Source organism: uncultured Sulfitobacter sp., from assembly GCF_964021855.1.
Classification (GTDB): Bacteria; Pseudomonadota; Alphaproteobacteria; order Rhodobacterales; family Rhodobacteraceae; genus Sulfitobacter.
On sequence record NZ_CAXHZD010000002.1, the window covers coordinates 518,116 to 535,023 of the forward strand.

Here is a 16,908-nt window from a genome sequence, read left to right on the forward strand (position 1 = left end):
TTGCGCAGTGCTGAAAATGCGCTTGCGATGGGGCAGTCGAAACGAGAGGGTGGCCCAAACCAAGACGGGGACAAATGGATGAAGATGAACAAACTGGGCCGCACAGATATTGAGGTGTCGGATTTCTGCCTTGGCTCAATGACATGGGGCACACAGAACACGCCCGAGGAAGGTCACGCACAGATCGACCGCGCCTTGGCCGCTGGCATCAACTTTGTCGACACGGCCGAGATGTATCCGGTGAACCCGATCAAGGCCGAGACCGTCGGCCTGACCGAAGAAATCATCGGCCAATGGATCGCGAAAACGGGCAAGCGCAAGGAATTCGTGCTTGCCACGAAACACTCGGGCGCGGGGGCCGCCCCGCGTGACGGTGCACCTATTTCGTCAAAGACGATCCGCGAAACCCTTGAGGGGTCGTTGAAACGTTTGCAGACCGATTACGTCGATTTGTACCAGTTTCACTGGCCTAATCGCGGCAGTTATATGTTTCGCAAGAACTGGGACTATGACCCGTCCTCGCAAAACCGAGCCGAGGTTGTCGCCCATATGGAAGACTGCATGGGCGCGCTTCAAGACGAGGTGCAGCGCGGCACGATCCGCAGCTTTGGCCTGAGCAACGAAAGCGCGTGGGGGTTGACGCAATGGGCCAATGCTGCTGAGCGCACAGGCGGGCCGCGCCCGGTATCGGTGCAGAACGAATATTCGCTGCTGTGCCGTCTGGCCGATACTGATCTGGCCGAAACCTGCCATAACGAAGACATCGGTTTGCTGTCCTTTTCGCCCCTCGCGGCGGGGATGTTGACGGGTAAATACCAAAACGGCGCGGTGCCCGACGGGTCGCGCATGGCGATCAACGGTGATCTGGGCGGGCGCAAATCCGACCGCGTGTTTGACGCGACAGCCGCCTATCTGGCCATTGCGCAGAAACACGGGCTGGACCCGACGCATATGGCGCTGGCTTGGGCACGGCAGCGGCCGTTTATGACGTCAATTATCTTTGGCGCGACGTCTTTGGACCAGCTTGATGTCGCCCTCGGTGCCATTGATCTGGAACTAAGCGAAGACGTCATGGCTGACATCGCTGTCGCGCATAAAGCGCATCCAATGCCCTATTAACCCGATCCAAAGGAGCAACCAAATGCCACTCACCATGAGCAAAGACGTGTTTATCACCTGTGCTGTGACCGGATCGGGCGCAACGCAAGACCGCAGTCACCATGTGCCGCGCAGCCCTGAACAGATCGCCAACAGTGCGATTGCAGCGGCCAAGGCGGGGGCAGCGGTTGTGCATTGCCACGTGCGGGATCCGGAAACCGGCGCGCCAAACCGCCGTCTGGATTTGTTCCGCGAAGTCACCGAACGCATCCGCGAGTCCGAGACCGATGTGATCTTGAACCTGACGGCGGGCATGGGCGGGGACATCGTCTTTGGCCCCACCGAACACCCGCTACCGCCCATCGAGGGGACAGATATGGCTGGCGCGTCGGAACGCGTACAGCACATCGCCGAATGCCTGCCCGAGATTTGCACCCTTGATTGCGGCACCATGAACTTTGCCGAAGCCGATTACGTCATGACCAACACGCCCGGCATGCTGACCGCGATGGGCCGGATGATGACGCATCTGGGGGTGAAGCCCGAGATTGAAGCCTTTGATACAGGCCATCTTTGGTACGCCAAGCAGTTGGTCAAAGACGGCGTGCTGGACAGCCCTGCCTTGGTGCAGCTTTGCATGGGCGTGCCATGGGGCGCACCGGATGATCTGAACACATTCATGGCGATGGTGAATAACGTGCCCGACGACTGGACGTTCAGTGCCTTTGGTCTTGGGCGCAACCAGATGGCGTATGTCGCGGCATCTGTGTTGGCAGGCGGGCATGTGCGCGTGGGTCTTGAGGATAACCTGTGGCTGGACAAGGGCGTTTTGGCCGAAAACTGGCAATTGGTCGAACGTGCGGGCACCATTGTTGAAAATATGGGCGCGCGGCTGATGACGCCCGCGCAGGTCCGTGAAAAGCTGGGCCTGACCAAACGAGCACCGAAGTGAAGCGTGCGCTGCTGGCGTTAATATTGCTGGCGGGCTGCGGGGCGCAGGGGCCGGCACTGAACGAAGGATACCGCGACCCGTCGGCATTGATCGGATCCACCAGCCGCTATGATGCGGTGCGGTTCAAAGGCACATGGGTTGTGCGCGGTAGCTTTGAGGCAGAGGCACCGGCGACGATTGCTCTCGTTGACAGCACCGGCGGGCCTGCCTTTCAGGTCTGTGATGACGGCGGCAGCTGCGATGCCCTTTGGTTAGCCACGTCCACAGGGCAGGGGCGTTATTCCCTGACCCGACCAAACGGCGAAACACAGTCGCTTTGGCTACTTTGGGTCGACGAAGGATTTCGTACCGCTGCTGTCGGCAACCCTGCGGGGGATTTCGGCTGGATACTGGATCGCAAGCCCACGGGCGGCGCGGACCGGGTCAAGGCGGCACAAGAGATATTGGATTTCAACGGCTATGACATCAGCCAGTTAAGGATGCGAAAATGACAAAGATTGCAGCAGTTATTGGCGGTGGTGTGATTGGTGGCGGATGGGCCGCGCGGTTTGCGCTGAATGGGTGGAACGTGCAGGTCTTTGACCCCGATCCCCAAGCCGAACGCAAAATCGGTGAAGTCATGGCAAATGCGCGGCGGTCGATGCCCGGCCTGACCGATGTGGCCTTGCCAGACGAAGGTGCGATCAGCTTTCACGACAGTATTTCGGACGCGGTGCAGGGCGCGTCGTGGATCCAGGAAAGCGTACCGGAGCGGCTTGAGATCAAGCACACGACTTTTGGTGCGATCCAACAGGCCTGTGATCCGGATGCGGTGATCGGGTCTTCGACCTCGGGGTTCAAACCATCCGAGCTGCAAGAGGGCATGGCGCGCCCGGATCAGATCATGGTCGCGCATCCGTTCAACCCTGTGTACCTTCTGCCGCTGGTCGAATTGGTGCCCGGCAATGGCATTGACGGACCGCTGGTGGACAAGGCCAAGGAGACCCTGACGTCGATCGGGATGTACCCGCTGCATTTAAAGAAAGAGATCGACGCTCATGTGGCGGATCGGTTCCTTGAGGCCGTCTGGCGCGAGGCCTTGTGGCTGGTCAAAGACGGCATTGCCACGACCGAAGAAATCGACAACGCCATCCGCTATGGTTTCGGTATCCGTTGGGCGCAGATGGGTCTGTTTGAAACCTACCGCGTTGCGGGTGGAGAGGCCGGGATGAAGCATTTCATGGCACAATTCGGCCCCGCGCTGAAATGGCCGTGGACCAAATTGATGGACGTGCCCGAGTTCAATGACGAGTTGGTCGATCTGATTGCGGGGCAGTCTGACGAACAGTCCGGCGCTTACGGCATCCGCGATCTGGAACGCATCCGTGACAACAATCTCGTGTCGATGATGCGGGCGCTAAAGCAGCAAGACTGGGGCGCTGGGCGGTTGATGAAAGCACACGAGGCGACGTTGCGGGCGGGCACCGTTTTGGCCGCACGGGCTGACGATATCGCAGACGCGAGCCAGCCTGTGTTGACCGTGCGCCGCGCTGTGCCGCTGGATTGGACCGATTACAACGGCCACATGACCGAGGCGAAATACCTGCAAGCCTTTGCCGATGCGACCGACCGGTTTATGGAGCTGATCGGCTGTGATGCCGACTATATCGCCTCGGGCGGCAGCTATTTCACCGCCGAAACCCATATCCGTCACGTGGATGAAGTACACGCCGGTGCGCTGATCGAAATACGCACGCGGGTGTTGATGGGGGCGGGCAAAAAGATGCACCTGTGGCACGAGATGTATGAGGGCGACCGGTTGCTGGCCACGGGGGAGCATTTCCTGCTGCACGTTAGCTTGCAAACGCGCAAGCCGTCTGACCCCAGCCCTGAAATAGAGGCGGCACTGGTGCGGTTCGCCCAAGGCCACGCGAGCTTGCCGATGCCAGAAGGCGTTGGCCGTTTTGTTGGTGCACCGCGTTGAAACGGGTTCTGATTACCGCCGGTGCCTCTGGCATCGGGCGCGCCATGGGCGACGCGTTTGCCGCGGCAGGGTTCGAAGTTTGGGTGACCGACACCGACCGCGCGGCGCTGGATCATTGTCCGGCGCAGTGGCATCACCGCTTGGCCAATGCCACCGACGAGGCCGCGATGGCGTCGATCATCGCCGAGATGGGGCATATTGACGTGCTCTGCGCCAATGCGGGGATCGCGGGGCCGACCGCGTTGATCGAAGACGTGGCACTGGATGATTTCCGCGCCTGCGTCAGTGTCAATCTGGAGGGCGCGTTTATCGCGGCGAAATACGCCGCACCGCTGATGAAGGCGGCAGGCAGGGGCGCAATCATCGTCACGTCGTCAACGGCGGGGATCTATGGCTATCCCAATCGCACGCCCTATGCGGCGGCGAAATGGGCGATGATCGGGCTGATGAAAACCCTCGCGATGGAGCTGGGACCGTTCGGCATTCGCGCCAATGCAATCTGCCCCGGCGCGGTCGAAGGCCCGCGCATGGAACGGGTGCTGAACCGCGAGGCTGCTGCCAAGGGAATGACCCGCGACCAAGTCTATGACGGATACGCGGCGGGCACATCGATGCGCAGCTTTGTCGAGGCGCGTGATATCGCGAACATGGCAGTATTTCTGGGATCAGACGGCGCACGGCTGGTATCGGGGCAGGTGATCGCGGTGGATGGTCACACGGAAAATCCCGATCCCAAGGTCTGATTGAAGGCTGGCACGCGGCAAAGAATAGCGCATAAGGTGCCGCATGACATTCGTATTGCCCGATCTTTGGATCCTCGTCACCCTTGCCGCCGCGATCTTTCAAACCGCGCGGTTCATGCTGCAAAAATATCTGGCGACAGCCACGCTGTCGGCGGCAGGGGCGACGTTTTCGCGGTTTCTATATTCTGCGCCGTTTATCGTCGGCGGGCTGGCGGCCTATCTGGGGGCCAGCGGCACGCAGCTACCGCAGATCGGGTCGGGGTTCTGGGCCTATGGCTTGCTGGGCGGTACGGCGCAGATATTGGCGACAGTCTGTGTTGTTTTGCTGTTCAAGCAACGCAATTTTGCCGTCGGTATTACCTTTAAAAAGACCGAAGTCATCCTGACCGTTCTGACCGGTTGGCTGATCTTGGGCGAAGGCGTGACGATCTGGGGCTTTGCCGCGATCGGATTGGGCGTTGTCGCGCTGCTGCTGTTATCCGCCAAGAAAGGTGAAAACGGTTTCCGTCTGCGCGATCTGGGGAACAAGGCGGCGGGCTTGGGCATTGCATCCGGCTTCTTGTTCGCGATTTCGGCGGTGACCTACCGCGGGGCGACATTGGCGGTTTTGTCGGACATGCCGGTGCTGCGGGCGGGGGTGACGCTTGCGGCCGTGGTGTGCATGCAGGCGGCTATCATGGCGGTGTATCTAAGGCTGCGCGAACCGGGGCAGATGAGCGCGGTTTGGCACGCGCGCAAGGTGGCCGTATGGATCGGGCTGATGTCCTTGGGCGGATCGCTGTGCTGGTTTATCGCCTTTACGCTGCAAAACGCGGCCTATGTCAAAGCGTTGGGACAGGTTGAGTTGATCCTGAGCGTTGCAGCATCCACACTGTTCTTCCGTGAAAGGATCACAAGGCGGGAATGGGCAGGCATGGCGATCTTGGTGGGGTCGATCCTGATGTTGGTGCTGATCACCTAAGGGCGCGGGCGGAATTTTCCAAAAATTCCGGTCCGTTTTCTTTGAAAGAAAACGATGCGCCGCGCGACGTTAACCCGTCATTGGCCGTCCACGCAGTCGCAGGAACAGGCTTTCCTCGTCGTTGTTTTTGAAGAACGGAACGGATTCTGGCGGGGTCAGCTCTTTTGCGCGGGCTTCCACCTCGGCCAGGACGACTTCGGTGATAAAGGGCATGTCGAAAGACCGCGCATCCGACAGGGCAACCCACTGCAAATGAGAAAGCTCGTCACAGGCGGCATCGAAATCATCAAGGTTCGTGGCCACATCATCGGCGTCGACCAAAAAGAACCGCGCATCAAAACGGCGGGGCCTGCCGGGGGGCGTCAGCGCGCGGAACACGAATTGCATGGGGGCGGCATTGGGCAGGTATCCGCGCTGTGCGAAGGTCTCCCAATCTGCGGGGGGCGTGCCCTGCCATTCGCCTTTTTCACCCAAGATAAGCCCGGTTTCCTCCCACAGCTCGCGAATACCTGCGACCGCTAAAGCATGCGCAAGGGACGCATCCGCATCTTCGGCCAGACGGTTTCGGCAGGTGTCGGGCAAGGGGCTGGCCAGTGGAATATGCGCATCGCCTACATCTAGCGCGCCGCCGGGAAACACGAACTTGTTGGGCATAAAGACCGCCTGCGCGCCGCGCTGCCCCATCAGGATACTTGGGTTTTCATGGCGGTCGCGGATTACGATTACCGTGGACGCGTTGCGGATCTGGCTTTTGTCGATGCTCATCTAGTGGCCCTTATTCTTGTACTCAGTCGGGCCGAAAAGCGTGCTGCGCGTTATTCGCGACCAAACCCGCCCATGCCCTTTGCCCATTGGAAACCAATCAAGGCCCCCTTTAGTCTGGGCAGAAGGTAGAGCGACAAGCCGACACAGCCAACCGCAAACATTGTAAACAGCGTCAAAGGTTCAGGGCGCCATGTCGCAAATACCACGTGCAGCATCGGGGCCATCAGGTGACCTACGATCAGAATGGTCAGATAGGCAGGGCCGTCGTCTGCCCGATGGTGAAAGAATTCCTCGCGGCAGACGGTACAGCTGTCATTGACCTTGAGGTACCCCTTGAGCAGGGGACCAGCCCCGCAGTTCGGGCATTTGCGTCGCCAACCGCGCAAAAGCGACGGGGCCATCATGCGCTGGTCTGTATCTGTGTGGGCAATATCGGTGCTGTGATCTGTCATGTTCTCAATCCTGATGCCCTACTCATATGCGGGCGTTTGGATGCAATTGAAAGGTGGCATACCCGTATTGCGTCGCGATGTCGCAAATTGATCCGTGAAAGTTTTTCACATTTTTTGCGACGGAAGTTTCCAGTCCCGACGTTTGACCCAGTATCACCACGCCAAAAGGGTGGGTGAAACTGAGATCACCAAAGGAAAAACAAATGACAAACCGAGCAAATTTCCAAATCGCATTGTTGACTGGCTTGATTGCCTTGGGCGGTACCGCCTTGGTGGCGCAGGAAACGCCAAAGCAGGATCGTTTTGTTCAACTGGATACAAACGGCGACGGTCAATTGACGCAGGAAGAAATGAAAGCGCATGCCGAGGCACGTTTTACCAAAGCTGACACAGACGGTGACGGCTTTCTGAGCGAGACTGAAATGCAAGCTGCCGCTGCAGAGCGCCGCACGGAACGTGCCGAGCGTATGCTGACCAAGCTGGACACAGACGGTAATGGTTCTTTGTCCGCAGACGAGCTGGAAGCTATGGGCAAAGGCAAAATGGGCAAGCGGTCCGGCAAAATGATGAAGCGGATGGATGCCGACAAAGATGGCAAACTGTCGATGGAAGAAATGACGGGCCGCCGCTCGCCAGAGAAAATGTTCGCCAAGCTGGATACTGACGGCAATGGCACCCTAAGCGCAGAAGAGTTCGAGAAAGCGCGGATGGGCGGCAAGCACGGTAAACACCGCAAGCATGACGATCATGGCAAGCGCCACGGCGACAAGTCCGAGTGATCTAGTGGCGCGGGCGCGCTTGAATGGTGCGCCCGCAGCCGTTAGCCCTAAGCTTATGAGCTTTGACGCCTCCATCGACGATATGGTCGACGACCCTAATGCCGCGCTTTTGGTGCGTTATGCAGAGGGCGACGAGGCTGCCGCGCGTTTGTTGACAGTACAACTGTCGCCGCGTGCGTTTGGCCATGCATTCCGGGTATTGGGCGACCGGGCCGAGGCCGAGGATGTGACCCAAGAGGCGCTGATGCGGCTGTGGAAAATAGCGCCGCAGTGGCGTACGGGCGAAGCCAAGGTTTCAACCTGGCTGTACCGGGTGGTGGCAAATCTATGCACGGACCGGCTGCGCAAGCGCCGCGGCGGTGTCCCGCTTGAGGATATCGCTGAACCGGCTGACCCCGCCGAGAGTGCCGAGGCCAAACTGCAACGCGGCGCGCGTGAAGATGCGCTTCAGACCGCATTGGGCGCCTTGCCGGAACGCCAAAGACAAGCGGTTGTGCTGCGCCACATCGAAGGTTTGGCCAATCCGGAAATCGCCGAGATCCTTGATATTGGGGTCGAAGCCGTGGAAAGCCTGACAGCGCGGGGCAAACGCGCTTTGACTGCTCTGTTGTCCGGACAGCGCGACGCATTAGGATATGATGATGACAAAACCTGACACAGATATGCTTGAGGCCCTGTTTCAAGATGCGCGGGCGACCCCGCCTGCCATGCCCGACGGGTTGATGGATAGGATCATGGCGGATGCCGTGGCGCAGCAGCCCAAGGCCAAGTCGGGCGGTTGGCGTGCCATCTGGCAGGCCATTGGCGGCGCACCTGCATTTGGCGGGTTGGTCACGGCGACGGCTGTCGGGTTCTGGATCGGGGTGGCCCCGCCCAGCAATCTGCCAGATATCGCGACGCAAATTATTACGGGAACGGAGTATGCATCGTTTGATGACACCTCGTTGCCCGACTTCTCAGCCTTTGGCTGGGACATTGAAGAAGGATAGACCATGGCATCGGAAAAGACAGGAAACGGCAGATGGATGCGGTGGGCATTGGGGCTTTCCCTTGGGGTGAACCTTTTGATTGCTGGACTGGTTGTCGGGGCGGCGTACCGCTTTGACGGGCCGCATGGCGGGGGCGGTAGCAGCATGCGCGCCTACGGCACCCCGTACATCATGGCGCTTGAGGACGAGCGCAGGCGCGATCTGTTCAAGGAACTGCGGCAAAACAAGCCAGCAGGTCATTTGACCCGGCGTGCCCGGCGCGCGCTTTACGAGGAAGTGGTGTCGGCCATTCGCGCGGAACCGTTTGACGTTGCCCGTGTCCGTTCGGCGCTTGATCAACAGGCCAACGCAAGTGTTGCGGTTCAACAGGCCGTGCAGGATGTGTGGTTGAAAGAGATCGAGACCATGGATGACGCCGCGCGCGCGGCTTATGCAGATCGCCTGCAAGATGTGCTGTCCCGCCCGCCCAAAAGACAATCGGACCGCCGCAAGCCACCAATCAGAGATTAAGCCGGTCAAGCGACCAATAGGCTTGCCAAACAGGGACAGGGCAAGGTACGCAAAGCGACCCGAACCGGAGGCTTTGCCATGACGCTTGAATTCCCTGAAGACGACACTGTTCTGGCCACTGCGCGCGCCTCGTCGGGGCGGCGGTTGATTGGGCTGGTTTCGCTTGGATTTCTGGGCATCTTCCTGATCTATGTGGCGTTCACGTCATCGCCGGGTTTGGGCTGGCAGCTGTTTTTGCTAGTTGCTGGTGGTGGCGCAATCTGGATGGCCGAGTTTATGCGCCGCGCGACCGAAGGCACGATAGAGCTGACGGCGACTGTGTTGCGCGGCAGCGATGGCACGTTGATCGCCCGGGTCGAAGATATCGAACACATCGACCGCGGCGTTTTCGCGTTCAAACCATCCAACGGTTTCTTGCTGCGTACAAAACCGGGCACAGGTACTGACCGAGTTTGGCGTCCGGGTCTTTGGTGGCGGATGGGCCGCCGGATTGGCATCGGCGGGATGACACCGGGCAATCAGACCAAATACATGGCCGAAGTTATTTCAACGATGATGGCCGTGCGTGACCAGCCGGACGAAACAGGCAGGCTCTAGCTGATCATCGCAAAACACTAGGACATGTGCCCAAGTGTCCCGCGCGGTGATGGATGATGACGCAGAAAGTGGGTCTGTAACCCAAAATCCCCCCACTAGCATTTATCCGGAATTAGAGATAAACATCTTGCACGGGTAAAATTTTGCAACTTAAAGCAATACCTTAACAGTTATGAGTTCTCAATTCTTCTATCGAGGAGTCCAGACATGCCCATAAATACGTTTCAAATGTATACGGCAGGTGCGCTCAATATCACTGGGTCCACGATAACGCTTTCTTCCTCGTACGATGATACGACGGATGTATTGCTTGAAATCAACGACGATGACAACGTTCTAGAGGGTGACCGGAACAGGAACGAAGACGGCGACGATAGGAACCAATTCGGGACGGTAACGGACTTGAACGGTAACTATATTTCCGGCGGATCGAACACGACGGTATACTCCGAATTCCAATATGAACTCACTGCATCAGATGGTACCCAAATCACGGTCTACTATATGGAGATGGATTCAAATCCGAATTCAACTTCTGGCGACGGCATTTTCATTGGGTATTTGCCATCCGCACCGCTCGTCCCAGGCGTAACTTATACATATTCATCGGCCAACACCGTCTCTGGGAACTCCCCCCAGTATGACGATATTGAAGGCGCTATTTGTTTTTCATCAAGCTCTTACATTCAGACGGACGAGGCAATCGTCCAGATATCTGAGCTTGAGCCGGGCATGCGCATCAGGACCCGTGACAATGGGTTTCAAAAGCTTCTTTGGGTTTACAAGCGCGTCATTTCCGAGGGTGAGATGGCCGAGAACCCGTGCTTGCGACCCGTGAAGATCAAAGCAGATGCATTTGGCCCCGGCAAACCGCGTCGGGACATGCGCCTGTCGCAACAGCACAGGCTGCTACACAGCGATCAGAACAACGAAATCCTATTTGCGCAATCTCATCTGCTGGTGCCGGCCAAAGGCCTTATTAATGACGATACCATCGCGATTGATCACGAGGTTTCAACGATCGAATACGTGCATCTTTTGTTTGATGCGCACCAAATCGTCTACGTGGATGGTATTGAGGCAGAGAGCTTTGCCTTGGGTAAATGGTCGTATGACAGTCTGACTGAAGAGGCGCGCGAGGAGATCAATACAATCTTCCCTGAGCTTTCCAGCGATGTGATGAAGCATTTCGAAACGGCTTATCCGACGCTTACCGTTAATGAAACGGTTGTGTTGCCATCAGTGTCTGCGTGACCTTGGTGGGCTTTGGCTGGGGGTTAGAAATGGCCATTTCTATCTGACAAATACCGCATGCCCGCCTAGTTTCCGCTGAACAGAACGCGGGGGGCATAGCGGGGGCGGGTGAAGACAAAGTTCATGATCTCCGGTTGGCCAATGCCGATGTTGAACGGCGGCGTGAACTTGGTCATCGTTTCGGTCACCACAATATATTCGTCGTCGGGGATGCTGGGCAGGCGGTCTGTCCATGCGGCGACGTCTGCGTTTGTCACGGCGGGCTCTGCTCCGCGTGCGCGGGACCAATGCACATAGAACCTGTTTTGTCTTTGGTCATACTGAAGCGAGGTGACCCGCAACGTTGATGGCCCCTCAGACTGGGTAACGTAATCCAAAAGGTCATGCGCGCCGTCCAGATAATCACCGTCGATGGGCAAGGTCTCGCGCGAGATCATATCGCCGATTGTATAGGCTGCTTTTTGGTTCAAGCTGTATTCTTCGTAGGTCTCGAAGATCGAAAACATCGCGGCATAAATCCACAACACCAGCGGCGTCAGGATCAACGCTTCCAAGGAGACGCTGCCGTCGTCTTGGCGGACGAAGCGGCGCAGGTTCGGGATGGCTAGGCGTCTCATACCCATTACCCTGGCTCCTGCACAAAGGCCGAAATGGCATACATGGCCGACTGACCCGATCCATCTGCCGCGAATTTGAACCCCAGACGCGACGTGGGAAGCATCGGATCAAATTTCAGGCACGCGCGTAGAACCATCAGGTCATGCTGCTGGCCAAGGCTAAAACCGCGCTCTGGCGTCACGGGTTCTGATCGGTCAATGCAGTCGATATCTGTGGGCAGTCTTTGAAAGTTACGCGGATCGACGCTGACCATTTCAAGGCGCAGTGTTTCGCTGCAATTCGGCAGGTTACCGGCCTTTTCGCAGATCAAATTTTTGATCTTTGCATGGTTCATCTCGGCGCGGGTGTTCAAACGCACATAACGTACGGCGTCCTCTAGCCCGCGGTTCAAATACACCTGACGCAAGGAATACAGGCTCATCTCGATCGAGGCGAGGAGGATGCCAAACATCAGCGGAAACAGGATCACGAACTCGATCATGAAAACCGCCCCGCTTTCATCTTTGCGAAAACGCCGGATGGATTTTTGCATGCGGCGGCTCATTCGATCAGCCTCAGTTGGTTGATCTGGCGGGCAATGGCGCGGAACGCTTCGGACAGTTCCACCCCGTCAACGTCAAAGAAATGGCTTGGCGACGAGGCGCAGTTGCGCATGACATCGGCCCCGTCATCGTTGCTATAAGGGTTGTCGTCGACCTCGAACCCGATCGTCCAGATCACAATGCGTTTTTCCTTGGCGGCGGTGCAGATGTCGTTCAGCAATCTGTTCCCGATCGACCGGTCGTATTTGCGCCAGTGGAAATCGTCGCGGTCCCGATAGGATACATATCTGTTCAGGTACCAGTTCAGATTGTACCTGTTCCATTGCACATATTCGCTGTCGCTGTTGTAGTAGCGGCCGGTGATCCGGTTGGAGGTAGCATTTTCGCCGTCGGTCATCAGGATGACGGTCTTGAGCGTTTCCACATCGTCGTAATCGACGGGGCGGCCTTGGAATTCACGGTCGATTTCACCTGCGGACACCAGCGAATTGCTGATCGTGCGGAAAGACGGGTCAAGCATGGCAGCGGCCCATTTCATCCCGATAAAGATCGACGTACCTGCGCGGGGCTTTAGATCATCGATCTGGTTTTTCAGCGACCGGCTGTTTTGCGAAAACGGTTTGATACGCTCATAATCGAAGCGTGGGCAGACGGTATCGTCGCGGTCATTGTTCCGACCATCATAGTTCCACTGAAAATGTTGGGCTTGGTCGTGCCACTTGTTCATGTCCAAGGCCGCATTTTTGAATTCGTCGTCGTCAAATTCAACGCAGTACGAAAAATCGTGTTTTTTGTACATTTTCATGCGGCTGGTAATCAGCGGACCAGCGTTCACATGTTCTGAATAGGGGATCAAGGATATCGAAATCAGGTCCTCGTTCTCGTCGCGCAAGACCGTGTCGACAAAGACCTTGGCCGCATCGCGCATGTCTGAGATGCGCGATCCTTGCGCCATCGACCCCGAGATATCCAGCACCAGCGAGATTTCGACATTTGCAACGCGCTCTTCGGCCTTGCTGTGGGCGGGGACGTCCAAGGTATCAAAGCCGAACTTGCGCAGGTACGGCGTGTCGAGCGGCTTGGTGGCATCAACTGTGACAGTGCGATAGTTCAACCCGTCGTCGACTGTGACCTTGGACAGATAATCCGTCATGCCCGATTTGGCGAAATAGTCTTTTACAACGTCTTCGGGGTCTAACGTCTGGTCCAGATCGGATGCCGCCAGAACAGCGCGATCCGACACGGCCTGAAGCTTTGAACGTTCAAGTTCGTGGCGCATAAAGTCCAACTGGATGCCGCCCACCATGATCATCATCAAGACCATGAAAAGCACCCAGATCGTCATGATCCCGTCTTCTTCGCGGGCAAAGCGCCCTGTTCGGGCGGCAATTCCATTTTGCAGCGTTTTCATCGTCAGCAATACAGGCGGCATTTCAAATCCCTTTTAACCCATTCGGCATCAGCGCATGTGTCCATACCGAAGGCCTTGTTCATTGTCATGTAGAGTTGGAACATGGCCCAAATGGGGCGGAATTTTCTGCAAATTAAGGCGATTTTGTGGGTTTCGGGGGCAAACAGGCCTGTGGAGGGCTATTGTTTCTAATTATAGCGCGCGGCGCTGCATCCCGTTTTTCGAAGAATTTGCACGAGAAAAGTTTTCATTATGCCTATTTTATATGCATATTTTAACCTTTGAGGGTTCTAAAATCACGTGGTCCGTGCTCAAGGTAGAGCTAGTGATATTTTACCTTAGGTCACATTGCCAAATAGGAGCACTCTATGACCCCCGTAAATGAACCCAGCTTTCGCGACAGTGTTGACATCATGTTTAACAGGGCCGTTGCCCTGATGGACCTGTCCCCCGGTCTTGAGGAGAAAATACGGGTCTGTAACGCGACCTATACCGTGCGTTTCGGGGTGCGTCTGAGGGGGCGTATACAAACCTTCACCGGATATCGGTCGGTCCATTCGGAACATATGGAACCGGTAAAAGGCGGCATTCGCTATAGCCTTGGCGTGAACCAGGACGAGGTTGAGGCGCTGGCGGCCTTGATGACTTATAAATGCGCGCTGGTCGAAGCGCCCTTTGGCGGGTCCAAAGGCGGGTTGTGCATTGATCCACGCGAATACGATGAAAACGAGCTTGAGCTGATCACCCGCCGCTTTGCCTATGAGCTAATCAAGCGCGACATGATCAATCCGGCGCAAAACGTACCTGCGCCCGATATGGGCACCGGCGAACGGGAAATGGCGTGGATCGCGGACCAATATAAGCGGATGAACACGACCGACATTAACGGGGTTGCCTGTGTGACCGGCAAGCCGATCAATGCGGGTGGTATTCAGGGCCGGACAGAGGCGACGGGCCGCGGTGTTCAATACGCGCTGCATGCGTTTTTCCGCGATGCCAAGGGCCTTGCGAAGGCAGGATTGGAAGGCAAGCTGATCGGCAAGCGGGTGATCGTTCAGGGTTTGGGGAACGTGGGCTATCACGCGGCCAAGTTCCTAAGCGAAGAAGACGGGTGCCTGATCACTGCGATCATCGAACGCGACGGCGGGCTGCATAACAGCGCTGGTCTGGACGTCGAGGCGGTTCATCAGTGGATTGTAAAGCACGGCACGATCAAAGGTTATCCAGACGCCAAAATGGTCGAAGACGGGGCGTCCTTGTTGGAGCAGGAATGCGACATTCTGATCCCTGCGGCGCTGGAAGGTGTGATTAACCTTGGCAATGCGGATAAAATCAAAGCGTCCCTGATCGTTGAGGCTGCGAACGGGCCCGTCACCGCCGGTGCCGATGAAATTCTGTGTGCCAAGGGCGTGGTGATCATTCCGGATATGTACGCAAACGCGGGCGGTGTGACGGTATCCTATTTTGAGTGGGTCAAAAACCTAAGCCACATCCGGTTTGGTCGCATGCAGCGTCGCAACGAAGAAAGCCGCCACCAGTTGCTGGTGGACGAGCTTGAGCGCCTAAGCTCGGACAGCGGTGTCGGTTGGCAGCTAAGCCCGAATTTCAAGGATAAGTACCTGCGCGGGGCGGACGAACTGGAACTGGTGCGTTCGGGGCTCTACGACACGATGGTTGAGGCCTATTGGTCTATGGCGAACATCTGGCACAGCCGTGATGATGTGACTGATTTGCGCACCGCCGCCTATCTGGTGAGCATCACCAAGGTTGCCGCAAGTTACCGCGCAAAAGGTCTATAGGCCGACGAGCGCCTAAAAGACTGTCGCGGACGGACCTGTCCGCGGCGCAAAATGCCCCCCATTGGTTTTCCGGCCATTGCACCTTTGCAATGGACTTGATTGAGTAGACCAAAGGCACTGTCATCACGGCAGATGAACTGGGGGACGTAATGCGGTTTTCAGGATTGCGCGTGCTGCGCGAAGGATTGACCGGAAACAAGGGATGGGCACCGCATTGGCGTGATGCCGAACCCAAGGCCGAATATGATGCGATCATCATTGGCGGCGGCGGTCACGGTCTCAGCACCGCGTACTATCTGGCCAAAGAGCACGGGCTTACCAATATCGCCGTCCTCGAAAAGGGCTATCTTGGCGGTGGCAACGTCGGGCGCAACACGACGATTGTGCGGGCGAATTACTTCCTTCAGGGCAATTCCGAGTTTTATTCCCATTCCTTAAAGCTGTGGGAGGGGCTTGAAGAAGACCTGAACTACAACGTCATGCATTCGCAGCGGGGGCTGATCAACCTGTTCCATTCCGACGGCCAGCGCGATGCCTTTGCGCGGCGCGGCAATAGCATGATCAACCAGGGCGATGATGCCGTGCTGCTGGACCGCGAAGGCGTGCGTAAATACCTGCCGTACCTCGATTTCGACAATGTGCGGTTTCCGATCTACGGCGGGCTGCTGCATCCGCGGGGCGGCACCGCACGCCATGATGCCGTCGCTTGGGGCTATGCGCGCGGCGCGTCAGATCGCGGTGTCGATCTGATCCAGCAATGCGAAGTCACCGGGATTGATATCGAAAACGGTCAGGTGCGCGGTGTGCAAACCACGCGCGGGCCGATCCGTGCCAAGAAGGTCGGCATTGTCGTTGCTGGCCGGTCTGGTCAGGTGGCGGCCATGGCGGGCATGCGCCTGCCGATTGAAAGCCATGTTTTGCAAGCCTTTGTCACCGAGGGGCTAAAACCCTGCATCGATCATGTGGTCAGTTTTGGCATGGGGCATTTCTATATTTCACAATCCGACAAGGGCGGTTTGGTCTTTGGCGGTGACCTGGATTTCTATGCCTCCTATGCCAGTCGGGGCAATCTGCCGATGGCTGAGCACGTGATGGAGGCGGGCATGACGCTGATGCCGATGATCGGCAAAGCCAAGGTGTTGCGCAGTTGGGGCGGGATCATGGACATGACGCCCGACGGCAGCCCGATCATCGACAAGACGGATACCAAGGGTTTGTTCATCGACTGCGGCTGGTGTTACGGCGGGTTCAAGGCGGTGCCCGGATCGGGGTTCAGTTTGGCGCATCTGATGGCAACTGGAAACCACCATGAGCCTGCGGCGAAATTCCGGTTGGACCGGTTCCGAACCGGGGTTGGTTTGATGGATGAAGAAGGCACCGGTGCGCAGCATAACCTTCATTAGGGGGTGTTGGTTGCGATGTCGGAATTGAGTATTTTTAAAAGGGTGAAGGGGCAAAGGCCCGTTCAGGGGGAG

General features: G+C 57.3%; 19 protein-coding genes. 14 read left to right on the forward strand and 5 right to left on the reverse strand.

Annotated elements, in window-relative coordinates; genetic code table 11:
• Window positions 1-78 precede the first annotated feature (78 nt).
• The 6 genes from AADJ11_RS08820 to AADJ11_RS08845 are packed head-to-tail and all read left to right on the forward strand — an operon-like array spanning window position 79 to window position 5,717.
• Window positions 79-1,119, forward strand: coding sequence for an aldo/keto reductase (locus AADJ11_RS08820; protein WP_341234149.1), 1,041 nt, complete (start codon window positions 79-81; stop codon window positions 1,117-1,119).
• 22 nt (window positions 1,120-1,141) lie between these two features.
• On the forward strand, window positions 1,142-2,050 hold the full coding sequence (locus tag AADJ11_RS08825; protein ID WP_341234150.1) for a 3-keto-5-aminohexanoate cleavage protein: 909 nt from the start codon (window positions 1,142-1,144) through the stop codon (window positions 2,048-2,050).
• On the forward strand, window positions 2,047-2,541 hold the full coding sequence (locus AADJ11_RS08830; RefSeq protein WP_341234151.1) for a lipocalin family protein: 495 nt from the start codon (window positions 2,047-2,049) through the stop codon (window positions 2,539-2,541). The genes AADJ11_RS08825 and AADJ11_RS08830 overlap by 4 nt, the downstream gene beginning before the upstream one ends.
• Window positions 2,538-4,013: a carnitine 3-dehydrogenase gene (locus AADJ11_RS08835; RefSeq protein WP_341234152.1), complete on the forward strand. Its 1,476-nt coding sequence runs from the start codon at window positions 2,538-2,540 to the stop codon at window positions 4,011-4,013. Before AADJ11_RS08830 ends, AADJ11_RS08835 begins: the two co-directional genes overlap by 4 nt.
• Window positions 4,010-4,756, forward strand: a complete 747-nt coding sequence (locus AADJ11_RS08840; RefSeq protein ID WP_341234153.1) for an SDR family oxidoreductase — start codon at window positions 4,010-4,012, stop codon at window positions 4,754-4,756. Before AADJ11_RS08835 ends, AADJ11_RS08840 begins: the two co-directional genes overlap by 4 nt.
• Window positions 4,757-4,799: 43 nt before the next feature.
• Window positions 4,800-5,717: a DMT family transporter gene (locus AADJ11_RS08845; protein ID WP_341234154.1), complete on the forward strand. Its 918-nt coding sequence runs from the start codon at window positions 4,800-4,802 to the stop codon at window positions 5,715-5,717.
• A 69-nt stretch (window positions 5,718-5,786) separates the two neighbouring features.
• Here the strand turns inward: AADJ11_RS08845 and AADJ11_RS08850 are convergent, their stop codons facing one another.
• Window positions 5,787-6,482 (reverse strand): NUDIX hydrolase, encoded by a 696-nt coding sequence (locus AADJ11_RS08850; protein WP_341234155.1) that lies wholly within the window; start codon window positions 6,480-6,482, stop codon window positions 5,787-5,789.
• A 50-nt stretch (window positions 6,483-6,532) separates the two neighbouring features.
• Window positions 6,533-6,934 (reverse strand): DUF983 domain-containing protein, encoded by a 402-nt coding sequence (locus tag AADJ11_RS08855; RefSeq protein ID WP_341234156.1) that lies wholly within the window; start codon window positions 6,932-6,934, stop codon window positions 6,533-6,535.
• A gap of 203 nt (window positions 6,935-7,137) precedes the next feature.
• Between AADJ11_RS08855 and AADJ11_RS08860 the strand changes: the two genes are divergently transcribed.
• The 6 genes from AADJ11_RS08860 to AADJ11_RS08885 all read left to right on the forward strand — a co-directional run bounded on the left by AADJ11_RS08860 (window position 7,138) and on the right by AADJ11_RS08885 (window position 11,063).
• Window positions 7,138-7,713, forward strand: coding sequence for an EF-hand domain-containing protein (locus AADJ11_RS08860; RefSeq protein ID WP_341234157.1), 576 nt, complete (start codon window positions 7,138-7,140; stop codon window positions 7,711-7,713).
• Window positions 7,714-7,768: 55 nt separating this feature from the next.
• On the forward strand, window positions 7,769-8,368 hold the full coding sequence (locus AADJ11_RS08865) for an RNA polymerase sigma factor (protein ID WP_341234158.1): 600 nt from the start codon (window positions 7,769-7,771) through the stop codon (window positions 8,366-8,368).
• Window positions 8,355-8,702, forward strand: coding sequence for a hypothetical protein (locus AADJ11_RS08870; RefSeq protein WP_341234159.1), 348 nt, complete (start codon window positions 8,355-8,357; stop codon window positions 8,700-8,702). Before AADJ11_RS08865 ends, AADJ11_RS08870 begins: the two co-directional genes overlap by 14 nt.
• A 3-nt stretch (window positions 8,703-8,705) precedes the next feature.
• On the forward strand, window positions 8,706-9,212 hold the full coding sequence (locus tag AADJ11_RS08875) for a periplasmic heavy metal sensor (protein WP_341234160.1): 507 nt from the start codon (window positions 8,706-8,708) through the stop codon (window positions 9,210-9,212).
• Window positions 9,213-9,290: 78 nt separating this feature from the next.
• Window positions 9,291-9,809, forward strand: a complete 519-nt coding sequence (locus AADJ11_RS08880; protein WP_341234161.1) for a hypothetical protein — start codon at window positions 9,291-9,293, stop codon at window positions 9,807-9,809.
• 207 nt (window positions 9,810-10,016) lie between these two features.
• Entirely contained in the window at window positions 10,017-11,063 is a 1,047-nt protein-coding gene (locus tag AADJ11_RS08885) for a Hint domain-containing protein (protein ID WP_341234162.1), read from the forward strand.
• A 65-nt stretch (window positions 11,064-11,128) separates the two neighbouring features.
• On the opposite strand, the gene AADJ11_RS08890 is transcribed toward AADJ11_RS08885, so the two are convergent.
• The 3 genes from AADJ11_RS08890 to AADJ11_RS08900 are packed head-to-tail and all read right to left on the reverse strand — an operon-like array spanning window position 11,129 to window position 13,655.
• On the reverse strand, window positions 11,129-11,680 hold the full coding sequence (locus AADJ11_RS08890; RefSeq protein WP_341234163.1) for a hypothetical protein: 552 nt from the start codon (window positions 11,678-11,680) through the stop codon (window positions 11,129-11,131).
• A 5-nt stretch (window positions 11,681-11,685) separates the two neighbouring features.
• The gene (locus tag AADJ11_RS08895) at window positions 11,686-12,225 is read right to left on the reverse strand and encodes a TadE/TadG family type IV pilus assembly protein (RefSeq protein ID WP_341234164.1); all 540 of its coding nucleotides are present in this window, start codon (window positions 12,223-12,225) and stop codon (window positions 11,686-11,688) included.
• Entirely contained in the window at window positions 12,222-13,655 is a 1,434-nt protein-coding gene (locus tag AADJ11_RS08900; RefSeq protein ID WP_341234165.1) for a pilus assembly protein TadG-related protein, read from the reverse strand. The genes AADJ11_RS08895 and AADJ11_RS08900 overlap by 4 nt, the downstream gene beginning before the upstream one ends.
• A 347-nt stretch (window positions 13,656-14,002) precedes the next feature.
• Between AADJ11_RS08900 and AADJ11_RS08905 the strand changes: the two genes are divergently transcribed.
• Window positions 14,003-15,433: a Glu/Leu/Phe/Val dehydrogenase gene (locus tag AADJ11_RS08905; RefSeq protein ID WP_341234166.1), complete on the forward strand. Its 1,431-nt coding sequence runs from the start codon at window positions 14,003-14,005 to the stop codon at window positions 15,431-15,433.
• Between the two features lie 149 nt (window positions 15,434-15,582).
• Window positions 15,583-16,836: a sarcosine oxidase subunit beta family protein gene (locus AADJ11_RS08910; RefSeq protein WP_341234167.1), complete on the forward strand. Its 1,254-nt coding sequence runs from the start codon at window positions 15,583-15,585 to the stop codon at window positions 16,834-16,836.
• Window positions 16,837-16,908 lie beyond the last annotated feature (72 nt).